The organism is Pseudomonas nitroreducens (genome assembly GCF_010994165.1).
GTDB lineage: Bacteria > Pseudomonadota > Gammaproteobacteria > Pseudomonadales > Pseudomonadaceae > Pseudomonas > Pseudomonas nitroreducens.
In genome coordinates this window covers 1-12,362 of sequence record NZ_WMBX01000009.1, presented here as the reverse complement: position 1 = coordinate 12,362, position 12,362 = coordinate 1, and the positions used below count along the sequence as shown (strand labels likewise).

The window sequence follows — 12,362 nt, the reverse complement described above, 5'->3', positions numbered from 1 at the left end:
CCGGCAAAAGGAAACCAAGGTACAGCAGGGCGCGGCCATGCGGCAGCGCCGGGCTGTGGATAAATGTTTCGCCTCAGGCCGGCAGCGGCTCGGCCTGCTGCTCGCGCAACTCGGCGGTGAGCCGCCCGGCGCAGGCGCCGACCTTGCGCACGGCCGCTTCGATCAGCGGCAGGTCGCGGTTGGAGTAGTTCATGCGGATGCAGTTGCGGTATTTGCCCGAGGCGGAAAAGATGTTGCCCGCCGCTACCTGTACGTTGTCGCGGCGCAATTCGTGGTTCAGCCGCACGCTGTCGAACTGCGGGTCGAACTCGACCCAGAGCATGAAGCCGCCGCGCGGCCGGGTGACTCGCGCGCCTTCGGGGAAGTAGCGGCCGACCCACTCGGTCATCAGGTCGCGGTGGCGCTGGTACTGCGCGCGCATGCGGCGGATGTGCGGCTCGTAGTGGCCGCCGCCGACGAATTCGGCCAGGGCCATCTGCGGCTGCGGCGCGCAGGTGCCACTGGCGATGTACTTGAAGTGCAGGATGCGATCCAGGTAACGCCCCGGTACCACCCAGCCGGTGCGCAGGCCGGGCGCGACCGTCTTGGAGAAGGAACTGGCCAGCAGGACGCGGTCGTCGGTGTCGAAGGACTTGATGCTGCGTGGGCGCGGGAAGGCGTAGGCCAGTTCACCGTAGACGTCGTCCTCGAGGATCGGCACGTCGTAGCGCGCGGCCAGCGTCAGCAGGGCGCGCTTACGGGCGTCGGGCATGATGTAGCCCAGCGGATTGTTGCAGTTGGGGGTGAGCAGGATCAGCTTCACCGGCCACTGTTCCATCGCCAGTTCCAGCGCTTCCAGGCTGATGCCGTTGGTGGGGTCGGTGGGAATTTCCAGCGCCTTCAGGCCATACGCCTTGAGCGCCTGCATGGCGCCGTGGAAGCTCGGCGAGTCGATGGCGATGATGTCCCCCGGTTCGCAGATGGCGCGCAGGGTGATGGCCAGCGCTTCCTGGCACCCGGTGGTGATGACGATCTCGCTGGGCGGCACCTGGCAGCCGGAGTCGAGCATCAGCCGGGCGATCTGCTCGCGCAGCGGCAGCGAGCCCTGGATGCCTTCGTAGCCCAGGCTCTGCAGGTCGGTCCGCCGCGCGGCATGCACCATCGCGCGTTGCAGCGGCTTGAGCGAAGGGCTGGCGATATCCGGCGTGCCGCGCCCGAGCTGGACGAAATCGCCGCCCGGCGCGCGGCGCACCTGTTCCAGAACCTGGTCCCACTGCGACACATCCACCGGCCGCTGTGCCGGGCGAGTCATCGCCGGCATCGGCGGCAGTTCGCGACGTTCCGGCACGAAGTAGCCGGACTTGGGCCGCGGCTCCACCAGGCCGTCATCTTCCAGTACGCGATAGGCCTGCTGCACGGTGCTGATACTGACGCCATGTTCTTCGCTTAGCGCGCGCACCGAGGGCAGGCGGTCGCCAGGGCGATACAGGCCTTGCTCGATGCGTTCGCCGAGGGTGGCGGCCAACTGCGCGTAGCGTTTCATGACAGATCTCCCGTGCCGGGTTGGTTCGGCTCGATGCAGTACAGATCGGGAAAAAATACGCCATTCAGACCGATTTCGCCCGGTTCTGTATGGAAAAAACTTTGTCGTGTTGAATCTGTAATGATTTTCCCCGATTCGTCACGCTAGCCCCACGTCCGAAGAACCCGACTGGAGGAGTGACGACATGAGCGGCCTGAGCGATGTGCGGCTGACCCTTTATCAACAGGAACTGCTGGAGATCCCCGGCACCCGCGTGGCGCCGCGTGAGCACGGCGAAAGCCGCTGGCAGCAGTTCTGGCGCCGCGTGCGCACCCGCAAGCAACTGCTGGAGCTCTCCGACGAGCAACTGCGCGACATCGGCATCAGCCGCGAGCAGGCGAAGCTGGAAGCGATGCGGCCATTCTGGCGCTGCTGATCACCTACAGACCGATCAGGGAGCACTTATGAGCGAGAAGCGCGCTGCTGCGTTTGAACGGATCGCCGCCGAGCTCGGCTACGACTTCAGCGGTGAAATGAAGATCGGTGGCAACTACGTGCCTTTCCTCATCGAGGGAAACCAGGTGCACCTGAGCGGGCAGATTCCGCGAGTAGGCGATGAAATCGTCGTCACCGGTCGGGCGGGCAGTGAGGTGTCGCTGGCCGACGCCCAACGGGCCGCCAAAGTCTGCGTGATGCGGGCGCTGGCGTTGCTGCGACAGGCGCTGGGGGATCTCGAGCGGGTGCGCAAGGTGCTGCAGCTCAATGTGTTCGTGCTGTCGGCGGAGCACTTTACCCAGCACAGCGAGGTGGCCGACGGCGCCTCGGCAGTCCTGTATGAGGTGCTGGGCGTGGCCGGTGTGCACACGCGCACGTCGGTCGGCGTCTATCAGTTGCCGAAGAATGCGACGGTCGAGCTGAATCTCCTCGCCATCGCCGAGGGCCTGCCGCGCTAGTGCCCCGCACGGTATTGCAGCGCTTCGGCCAGGTGCGGGCGCGCGATGCGGTCTTCCTGCTGCAGGTCGGCAAGGGTGCGGGCGACCTTGAGAATCCGGTGCAGGGCGCGCAGTGACAGGTTCAGGCGTTCGCCGGCCTTTTCCAGCCAGGCCTGGTCTTCCGGGCTTAATGCACAATATTGGTGCATTTTCTTCAGCGTAAGAAACGCGTTCGCGCAGCCCTGGCGGGCGAGCTGGCGCTGGCGGGCAGCGGCGACCTGAGTGGCCAGTTCCGCGCTGCTGGTGCTGGGCCCGCTGGGTGCAAGGGTGGTGCTTTCACGGTTGACGGTGAGGTGCAGGTCGATGCGGTCCAGCAGTGGCCCGGAGAGCTTGGCGCGGTAGCGCTGGATCTGTTCCGGCGAACAGCGGCAACGGCCGCTGGGGTCGCCGAGATAGCCGCAGGGGCAGGGGTTCATCGCTGCTACCAACTGGAAGCGTGCCGGGAAGCGCACACGGCCGCTGGCGCGGGCGATGACAATTTCGCCCCCTTCCAGCGGTTCGCGGAGAACCTCCAGGACCTTGCGATCGAACTCCGGCAATTCATCCAGGAACAACACACCCTCGTGCGCCAGTGTGATCTCGCCCGGCTGCGGGCGGCTTCCCCTGTAAGACCCATCGGTAAATGCGAAATTTGTTCTGGCTACAGCGCTATCTGCGAATGGGGTGCCCATTCGTCACCCTGCCGCTGACGCTTGGCGGAACAGGCGTAACCTGTCGGCGCGATTGAAATGGACCTCGCATAGATCCTTAGGAAGGTTTGGCCCAGCATGTAGTCGCGACGGTTGACTCAGCATGCTGATCAGGTAGGTCCGACCCCGCAACTGGGGCGAATTGAGATCTGCAGAGAAGAGCAGCTGAGTAGCATCAGGGCAATCTTCTCCGACAGGTGCTCTATGCCATTTCCTACCCGAAGAGGCCCAGCCAGCCCCCAAACTCAGGACAATCAAGCAATCCATTCTGCGGGCCCTGTACGTGATGTCAGCCGTACGTCTCGAGGACTGACCGGAGTTGTCGCTGGGATGGGGCGATTTGAGTCCACCCTCGAGCGAGACATGATGGAGCTGGTTCGCTTTGATCGAAACGTCTCGCAGTTCGTGCCTCAGCCCCTGGTCATCCGCTATCGCAGAGCCGACGACAAAGTTTGCACCTACACACCTGATGGACTCATCCACTATCGAGCTAGCAGTCGCGAACCATCCGTTCTCTACGAGGTTAAGTTCCGGGAAGACTTCCGAAACGCCTGGCGCGAGTACCTTCCAAAATTTCGGGCAGCAAAGGCGTTCTGCCAGGAGCGCGGTTGGTCTTTTTGCGTATTTACAGAGAAAGAGATTCGGACGACCTATCTCTCGAATGTGAAGTTTCTCTGGCCATATTTGGGGCGCAAGGTAGATCCCGCTATCCGGGACCATGTGTTGACTGTTCTTTGGGACCTGCAGGAGGCTGATCCTGACTTCCTCCTACACGCACTGAGTTCGCTGCCAAGCGGCAGGGGGCACCTGATCCCTGTGCTCTGGCACATGATGGCGGTAGGGGACATCGGGTGCGATCTGGATGAAAAGCTAACCATGGCCACTCGCATTTGGCCCATGCGGGAGCCTACCCCATGAACACTATTCGTCCTGGAAGCCTGGCCTACTGGCGCAATGACGCCTGTGTGGTGCTCGAGATCAAAGGGCTTACTGAAGCAGTCATTCGTACAGTCGCCGAGAAGACCACCCACGTCGTTCGGGCCTCTGAGTTGGCATTAAGCCCAAACCAGGATGTGGGTTTGATTGCTAAGCATGTCTTTGCAGAGAACCAAGCTTGGGACCTTGCGACCGAGCGTTATGAGCTAATCCGGCCACTCCTGGGGGCTGGAGGAAATAGCTTTGATGATGTGAAGCGAGTGGCTGATGCTTCTGGAAAAAGCACAGCGACTATCTATCGCTGGATACAGCGCTTTAACGAGACCGGACTTGTCTCGTCTCTACTTAGGACTGCTCGATCCGACAGCGGCTCGCTGCGCCTGGATGAGGAGGTCGAGCATGTTATGCATAGCCTGATACAGACGGAGTATTTAAAAGCAGAGCGGCCAACTGCGGCCTACGTATACCGACTTATTAAAGTTGAGTGCTATAAGCTCGGAATAGTGCCGCCGCATATTAATACACTCCATCAGCGAATCCGCGCCATTGATGAAAAAGAGCGTTGCCGTCGTCGGCTTGGACCGCGTGCTGCCTCGCATAAGCATAATCCGTTGAGAGGATCTTTCCCTGAGACAATTGTTCCCAATGCGCTAGTGCAAATCGACCATACGCCAGTTGATTTAACTTTGGTTGATGAACAGCATAGACTGCCCATAGGTAGGCCATACCTTACTATGTGCATTGATGTGCATACAAGGATGATTACTGGGTTCTGTTTGACTCTAGACCCACCAAGTTCAACCTCTGCAGCTTTGGCTATTACGCACGCAGTGATGAAGAAGGACTACTGGTTAGCCAAGATGGACATTCATGCTGAATGGCCGATATACGGAAAAATGCAGACAATTCACGTGGACAACGCTAGTGAGTTCAGGGGTAAGGCGTTAGGTCGTGGATGTAATGAGCATGGTATTTCCTTGGAATGGCGCCCCAAAGGCCAGCCTAATTACGGGCCTCATATCGAGCGCGCATTCAGAACCTTTATGGAAGAGACCCACAATATTCCTGGTACAACTTTTTCCAATGTCAGGGATAAGCGTGATTACGACTCCGAAGGGCGCGCTTGCTTTACTTTGCGCGAGTTAGAGCTTTGGATAACTATTTATATAGTTTATTGCTATCACAACAGCGCTCACGAAGGAATTTGTGATATCCCGCCAATTAATTTTTATGCTCGTTGCGTTCATGGCACTAGCGATGCGCCTGGTGTTGGATTGCCGGAAGCAATTGATAATGAGGAGAAGTTCAGGATTGATTTCTTGCCTTTTGAGGAAAAGACAGTTCAGCGCAAAGGCGTGGTCTGGGATTATATTCACTATTACGCACCAGTACTTAAGAATCGAATTGTTGAGAAGGATGCGCGCGGCGGAAGTCGAAAATTTGTATTCGCTCGCGACCCCCGAGATATAAGTGTCATCTATTTCCTTGATCCTGAGAGCGAAACATATCATCCAATTCCCTATTTCAATGCCAATCGCCCACCAATTAGCATCTGGGAGCTAAATTCTGCAAATAGACGCATAAAATCTGATCCCCACGCAAAGGTGGACGAGAACAGTTTGTTTGAGGGCGTTCAACGACTTCGTGAAATAGAGAAGGAAGCTATAGAAAAAACAAGGCTCGCCAAAAATGCTCGGGCCTCGGAGAAGCGCAAGCGGCGCATGTCAGAGCGTCGGCGCGGTTGGACTGGAGTTCATAAAGCCCACTCACCGACTGATTCTGGCGAGCCCATCGCCCATGAGGCTGATGAACCTGTGTCAGTGGAGCCTTTTGACATCGAAATGGGTTATAACTATGAGCGACTTTGAGCATATCCATCCCGAGATAGCAGGGCGCTACCGGGATATGAGTGACAGTGATCGGATCTCGTGGCTGGAGGAGCCTCGTTGGTTCAATTACACGAGAGCTCGTCAGATCAGCCAGAAGCTGGAGTGGCTTTATCGGCACCCACGGGTCGCCCGCATGCCGAATACGCTTTTAATTGGCCGGACGAACAATGGAAAGACTGATTTAATAACCCGTTTTGCGAGCCAGCATCGCCCTTCACTGAACCCGCACGGAGAAAATATCATTGTGCCTGTGCTGGTGATTCAAACGCCCCCCAAACCAACTGAATCTGGTCTGTATCTGGAGTTGTTGAAGCCATTTCTAAAGCGTGCTCCCAATGGTTCTTCTGATGCTAAGAGGGCATTCGTAGTTGATGTGCTGCGGGGTGTTCAATTAAAAGTTCTTGTAATTGACGAGATGCATAATATGCTTGCAACATCGTCTCAAGGACAGCACTTGTTCTTGAACGTAATCAAGTACTTAACAAATGAGTTGCAGATATCTATTGTCGGGGTTGGTGATCAGACCTTGATCAGTGCCTTTAGCGTCGACGAACAGTTACAGAACAGGTTCGAGCCAGAGATTCTTCCTAAGTGGACCGAGGGGGATGAAGTCAGGAGGTTGTTGGCGTCCTATGAAATGACGTTGCCCTTGCGCAAAGCCTCAAGACTGTCCAGAACAGTCACAGTAAACAAGTTGCTGGCTATGTCAGAGGGCACAATTGGCGAACTCTCAAAGCTGTTGAATTCTGCTACCAGGTACGCAATTGAGACTGGCGTTGAGCAGATAGACGTCAAGGTCTTGAGCAAGTGTGGGTATAAGCCGCCGTCCGAGCGGAAGTGGCAAGTATCGGAGGTGTGATCTGCTCCCGATGCATCCCCAGCCAAAACCAGACGAACTATTTTCGTCTTGGTTGGTGCGCTTGGCATTTTCCAACGGCTTCACACTTCATACGTTCTACTCAAAGCTGTTGGGTTATTCTGGGGCCATCTGGAACAGAGACATAGATCGCCATCCTTCCGAGGAGCTGCTGAGCTTACTTTTCTCCGAAACCATGCAGGCGCCTGATGCTCTGCGTCGGATGACGTTGACTAAATACGAGGGGGTTCTCTATCAGGAGCTCTCTGAGAACGGTGTAGTGCCATGGGTGCTGCCTTTAGGTGTGTTCCATCGGATACACCGGCATGCAGGCATTCAGTTTTGCCCATTGTGTTTACGGGCGGATGGCTACTACCGATTGCCGTGGCGTCTGGCCCTATTTGTCCTCTGTAGCGAGCATAGGTGTTGTCTAGAGGACTCATGCCGGCAATGCGGATCTCCAGTGGCCTTTCACCGTCATGGGGTCGGTAGAGACAAGCTGCCCCATGTAAGTCAGCTACTTCTATGCCAGTCGTGTGGCTTCGATCTTTGCCGCGTCGAGCCGAGATACCCTTCCTGGCCTGACCTTTCGTCCTTAGACCTCGCGTGGTCCCTTCACGGGAAAATCGAGGGCTGTCCATGGGCCGAGCTACTTCCAAGAGTGAGTTGCCCGGTGCCATTTTTCTCGGGCTTGCGCACGCTGCTGGGCCTGCTCAACGGACGCTTTGGAGCACGGCTGCGTGGTGCAATAGCTGCGGAAATAGGTACAAGGGAGGCCCTCCCATACTCAGGCTGCCATTTCGAGTTTCTTGAAGTGCAGCGGCGCCTGTCACTGCTGCTCCACGCGTGTTGGCTGCTTCAGAACTGGCCAGAACATCTCGTCTATGCATGCCGCAAAGCTGGTCTTTCTAGAAGCCGCATTGCCGAGCAGCCTGACCAGTTGCCCTTCTGGCTCGAGGCAGCGCTTCTGGACCATCTGGATAACCGCACCTATTCCCCAACGCCGTGTGAAATTGATGCTGCTGCACAGTTCCTGGTCAGGCGCGACGGCCAGGCAACCTGGCAGAGCCTGGGGCAAGCACTTGGGCTGCAGCGAGATGCGACAAAACGAGCACTGCAACACTGGCTGACGCGTTAACCCATTGGCAGCGAATCTGGTAGAAAGAGGCATCAATCAACGAAGGGATACGTGATGCACAGGATTCTCCTAGCTGTTCGAGTCATCGGTGGCGAGCCCCGCGGATATTGCCGTGAAATCGAACTCCCCTTTGTGCCTACCGTAGGCATGCGCTTTGAACAAGGGATCAGCACGACACTGTGGGAGACCACATCCGGAGACGAGCTTTCTCCTGCCGTGGAGCAGGTGATCTACGACTTAGACGAAGAGATGTTTGTCTGCCTTTTCACGGTTGAGTCTCCCCTTGCTGCCTCATTCTGGGAAAATCTACCGGAGCTTCAGCCCGGCCACGTCTGCGGTGTCATGGATTATTTCCGTCATCAAGGGCAGTAAGGCGGTTGCTCTCTTCAGCACGCAACATTAAGGACAGATATGACCCACATACAAGCCCGCGTTGCCGCACTCCGTGAGCTGGTGGAGAGCCTGAAACTGGCCGAGTCAGTATTCGAGCGCTCCTCGCTCTTCGCGGCTATCAGCACGCTGGTCGAGAAACTGGAGAAGGATGAGCAGTTGAATGGCTACGCGAGGGAAAAGGCATTCAAGCTTGGACTCCATGCTGCTGCCGCCCTGGGGTTCGATGTAGATAACAGCCATTCGGCTGAGTCACATCGGGTGTGGGCTCTTGGTGAGCTCAATACGTTGGAGTCGGTGATCGATTAGTTTCCTTGCAGGCGGGCCCAGAGACACGCGGATTTGAGCAGCGATCACTTCATCCTAGGAGGGGCATATGGATCCGATGGCCATAGCCGGTGGGTTCGCATCAATCGTAGGACTTGTGGGGCAGTACAAGGCCGGCCGCGACAGTGTCAGCGGCAAGAGCTTTGACGACTTCATGCAGTGGCTGGTGACCAGCAACCATTCTGACCTCAAGGCTCTTATCGAGGCCAATCACGGCACCGTAATCAGTATCAAGGCAATCCTCAATCAAGATCGCGAGGCGCTGCACAAGCGGCTGGAGCAGTTGGATAGCGCGTTGGTTGCATTCGCGAGTGCCGTTGAAGGCTTTGCTCAGCTTGGTAAGAGTCTGTATCCCGAAGCATCGCTGTCGGACCAAGCCATCAGCATTTTGGTGCAGATTGAGGAGAACAAGGCGAGCAAATTGCTGCTCGTCGACTACCTATCAGAGGACTCAGAGCTTCTGTTTTTAGATGGGTGCGGGGGGCAAGTAGAAATTGCTGACTCCCGGTTCCTCGAAGGGGATTTGCAAGCACTCGTTGATGCAAGGCTGCTCTTGCCGGGCCGCAACTCACAAGGCAACCCCATGTGGACGTTCACACGTGCAGCAGCCGAGTTCGTCAAAGCCAGGACTATCTAAGTCAGACGAGTGGGCGTTCATGCCTACAGCGCCTTTCTAGCGGGTGCGGAGATTGTTCTTGGTATAGGAAGCTTGAGTTGATTGAGCATCATCCATTCGGATTGACTAAAGCGCACCGGTGAACGGCCTTCATTGGCCGATGGCTTGATCGGGTTGAGAGCTTCCTTGGCAGTGCTCTCCGACGGGAAAGCGTTCCGCTTCCTGGCCCTAGCCACAATTGAGTGACGCACTCATGTTTAAGAAATATTATAATTCGCATTTTAGGGGTGTCGCACAAAGTCATTGCTGGCACAACGCCTCCACTAATAACATTGAAGCCATCCTGAGCCATCCTGAGCCATCCTGAGCCATCCTGAGCCATCCTGAGCCATCCGGATCTCATACCGAAAATTCATGTTTAACAAGAATAAAAAGGGAGCTTTTGTGCAGGGAGTCTATTTGGTTGTCGTTGTTGGTGGTCGCGCATGACAAGTCGCCAACTATCCCCGGATATTGTTTCGCTGATTCACCACGTCGAGCTCAACGAGTCCGGATGGTGGAAGAAGGGCGTTAGCCAAATTGTGAAGGGCGTGCTTTGGAAGTCTCAGACGCCGATGACGATTTCTGAGTTGAAGCAGGCAATTCGTCGAGAAACTGGTGGTGGAGTGCCTCTGGCAGACGACGAGCTTGCTAAGCAGCTAACAAGCCTCAGTGAAATCGGGATTGTCTCTATGCTGCCTGATTCGAAATACAAGCTGACCGAACGAGCCTTCAAAGAACTGACTGTTTCTCATGCTGAAGCTCAGGAAGAGCAGCACGCTTGCCGTGGTTTTTTTGAGGCGGCCTGCGCTGAACACTGCCCCAATCTTGATGCTGACCAGGCTTGGGGACACTTCACTTCAGCGCTTTCCAAAGCAATCCGTGTTAGCGGAGCAAACCTTTTCCGGCTGCTAATCGGAGGGAGCCTAAGAAAGGATTTTGATTGGCTTGAGGACTTCTTCACTCGTATCGACTCGGAGCATCGAGAGGGGCTGCGCCAGGTTCTTATGTCGTTTTTCGATCCAGAGAACCAGGTCTGCCGGAACCAGATTCTCCGGTTCATGACTGCGTATTTTTTTGCAGAAGCGACCCACCTTCAACCTGAAACGCTCAGCGCGATCAATCAGGCTCGTAAGGTCCGGTCTATAAAGGTGGTTCTTGATACAAACTTCCTGTTTTCCGTACTTCAGTTGCACGACAATCCAGCTGATGATGCTGCATTGGCGCTCGTCGACTTAGCGCAGAAAAGCCATGGCAAGCTGGAAATCAAGCTCTACGTCTTGCCTAGTACGCTGGAAGAGGCGAAGCGAGTACTAATGGCTCAGTTGCACCTTGTTGAACAGGTCAGAACTACCCAAGCCTTGGCGCGAGCCGCTCTATCGCAATCGCTGCCAAGCATAGCAAAGAAATTTTTTGCCACAGCCGCCAAGAACCCTGGGCTCTCCGCTCAGATATTCTTTCGCCCTTACATTGAGGACTTGAGGCACATCCTCAATGAGAAAGGTATTGCGGTTCTCGAAGCACATCCTTCGGTCTATCACATGCGGCAAGACGTGATCGATGATGTGATGACCGAGGTAAAACGTGAAGAGGCTGAGCCTCCGGAAAAGCGACGCAAGGGCTACGAAACACTGCTTCACGACGCGGTACTCTGGCACGCGGTGAATGATCGTCGACTTATCAACGGAGACTCACCTTTCGAGGTCGAGTACTGGGCCGTATCCATTGACTGGCGCTTGATCAACTTTGACCGTGCCAAGAGGTCTGCGAATGGGGCGACCCTCCCGGTGGTGCTCCATCCTACAAACCTGGTTCAACTAATCCAGTTTTGGGTTCCGCGCACTCCTGAGCTTGAAGAAAGCCTCGTTGATGCTTTACGCCTGCCGTTGTTCTTCCAGTCTTTCGATCCTGAAGATGAACGGGCAACCATGAAGGTGCTGGAGTCACTTTCTCGCTTCCAGAACATCGACGATCTCCCAGAGACCACGATCCGTGTGGTTCTCGCCAACCAGGCATTGAGATCGCGGTTGAAAAGTCACGAAGCGTCCAACGAGGAGGCATTTGAGCTCGTTCGCGACGAGCTGCTTGGCCTCAACAAAGACCTCGTAGGGAAGTTAGAGGAAGCCAAAGGCGGTATCGATCAACGTGATCAGATGCTTGGTCAAGAGCGAGAAGCGCGGCAGTCAGCGGAAAGTCAGAATCAGGCAATGGCGCAACGCGTGCAGGACATTGAGTCCGAACGGCAGCAGGCAGAATTGAAAGCGCAGCAAGCTGAGCAAAAGCAGGCAGCACTCGCAGTTCAACTCCAGAAGGGCGCCATCACATCTCAGGCCGAAATTGAGACTCAGCGCGAACGGGCAGACGCCGCAGAGCGCACTTTGGAGCGGGCTAAATTCTTTGGCCTCTTCTTGTTTGCGCCAATACTGGCTGGAGTGGGCCTGTACTCACTCGCTGGTCATTTTGAGGTGCCCCAGGCTCTAGGCCTCACTAACGACTGGGGAGTCAGGAGCATTAAGTTACTATTGCTGCTCCTTCCGATCACGGTAGCAGTCTGTCTCTCTTCTGGGCACACCTCGAAGCGCCCCTATTTACAAAGTTGGAGAGTCAGTCGGTGGTGCAGTTTTGTTGGTAAAAAAATCATCATCGCTCCGGCTTTAATGGGTTTGGAGGCGATCTATGCTGGCGGATTGTGGGATGGCATAAAGGCAATCTTCCAAATAGGTAATTGATTAAGCATTGGCCCCTGAAGCTCGCTTCAGGGGCCAATGCTATATGCAGGGAAATAAACCAAGGAAGACGGCGGGATGCGCTCCCAAAGCGGGACCGTTAGGTTGAGACGACGGTTCACTTCGGGATGTGATGCACCGATGTGGACTACCCCCATTTCAATAGACATTTCCCGGCCTCATAACGAGGCGCTTTCAAAGGCCTCGGGACTGACACCGCCCAAGTGGCTGTGACGGCGGGTTCGGTTGTAGAAGACCTCGAT

Annotated in this window: 11 protein-coding genes and 2 pseudogenes; 11 read left to right on the top strand and 2 right to left on the bottom strand. The window is 56.0% G+C overall.

The genetic code is table 11. From position 1 onward, the window contains the following. Nucleotides 1-73: 73 nt before the first annotated feature. Nucleotides 74-1,522: an aminotransferase-like domain-containing protein gene (locus GJV37_RS29060; RefSeq protein ID WP_038803555.1), complete on the bottom strand. Its 1,449-nt coding sequence runs from the start codon at nt 1,520-1,522 to the stop codon at nt 74-76. Between the two features lie 184 nt (nt 1,523-1,706). On the opposite strand from GJV37_RS29060, the gene GJV37_RS29055 reads away from it, so the two are divergent. Together GJV37_RS29055 and GJV37_RS29050 are read left to right on the top strand one after the other, a co-directional pair. Further along, nucleotides 1,707-1,937: a DUF1127 domain-containing protein gene (locus GJV37_RS29055; protein WP_024762090.1), complete on the top strand. Its 231-nt coding sequence runs from the start codon at nt 1,707-1,709 to the stop codon at nt 1,935-1,937. 28 nt (nt 1,938-1,965) lie between these two features. Continuing rightward, complete coding sequence (locus tag GJV37_RS29050; protein ID WP_193453250.1) at nt 1,966-2,454, top strand: RidA family protein; 489 nt, start codon at nt 1,966-1,968, stop codon at nt 2,452-2,454. Here GJV37_RS29050 and GJV37_RS29045 read toward each other — a convergent pair. Beyond that, nucleotides 2,451-3,155 (bottom strand): annotated as a pseudogene (locus GJV37_RS29045) (ATP-binding protein); the annotation flags it as partial. The gene GJV37_RS29050 and the pseudogene GJV37_RS29045 sit on opposite strands and share 4 nt — an antisense overlap. A gap of 390 nt (nt 3,156-3,545) precedes the next feature. Here GJV37_RS29045 and GJV37_RS29040 point away from each other — a divergent pair. The 9 genes and pseudogenes from GJV37_RS29040 (at nt 3,546) to GJV37_RS29005 (ending at nt 12,102) form a co-directional block, all read left to right on the top strand. Continuing rightward, entirely contained in the window at nt 3,546-4,100 is a 555-nt protein-coding gene (locus tag GJV37_RS29040; RefSeq protein WP_223121875.1) for a TnsA endonuclease N-terminal domain-containing protein, read from the top strand. After that, on the top strand, nt 4,097-5,986 hold the full coding sequence (locus GJV37_RS29035; RefSeq protein WP_193453249.1) for a helix-turn-helix domain-containing protein: 1,890 nt from the start codon (nt 4,097-4,099) through the stop codon (nt 5,984-5,986). The genes GJV37_RS29040 and GJV37_RS29035 overlap by 4 nt, the downstream gene beginning before the upstream one ends. Beyond that, the gene (locus tag GJV37_RS29030) at nt 5,973-6,866 is read left to right on the top strand and encodes a TniB family NTP-binding protein (protein WP_246228461.1); all 894 of its coding nucleotides are present in this window, start codon (nt 5,973-5,975) and stop codon (nt 6,864-6,866) included. Before GJV37_RS29035 ends, GJV37_RS29030 begins: the two co-directional genes overlap by 14 nt. Before the next feature lie 10 nt (nt 6,867-6,876). Next, nucleotides 6,877-7,284 (top strand): annotated as a pseudogene (locus GJV37_RS29935) (TniQ family protein); the annotation flags it as partial. 252 nt (nt 7,285-7,536) lie between these two features. Beyond that, on the top strand, nt 7,537-8,001 hold the full coding sequence (locus GJV37_RS29630) for a hypothetical protein (protein ID WP_246228459.1): 465 nt from the start codon (nt 7,537-7,539) through the stop codon (nt 7,999-8,001). Nucleotides 8,002-8,055: 54 nt separating this feature from the next. Beyond that, a complete protein-coding gene (locus GJV37_RS29020; protein ID WP_193453247.1) occupies nt 8,056-8,373 on the top strand; it encodes a hypothetical protein in 318 nt (105 codons plus the stop codon). Nucleotides 8,374-8,412: 39 nt separating this feature from the next. Further along, nucleotides 8,413-8,700: a hypothetical protein gene (locus GJV37_RS29015; RefSeq protein WP_193453246.1), complete on the top strand. Its 288-nt coding sequence runs from the start codon at nt 8,413-8,415 to the stop codon at nt 8,698-8,700. A gap of 67 nt (nt 8,701-8,767) precedes the next feature. Beyond that, nucleotides 8,768-9,355, top strand: a complete 588-nt coding sequence (locus tag GJV37_RS29010) for a hypothetical protein (protein WP_193453245.1) — start codon at nt 8,768-8,770, stop codon at nt 9,353-9,355. A 464-nt stretch (nt 9,356-9,819) separates the two neighbouring features. Next, complete coding sequence (locus GJV37_RS29005; protein ID WP_193453244.1) at nt 9,820-12,102, top strand: hypothetical protein; 2,283 nt, start codon at nt 9,820-9,822, stop codon at nt 12,100-12,102. Nucleotides 12,103-12,362: the final 260 nt, after the last annotated feature.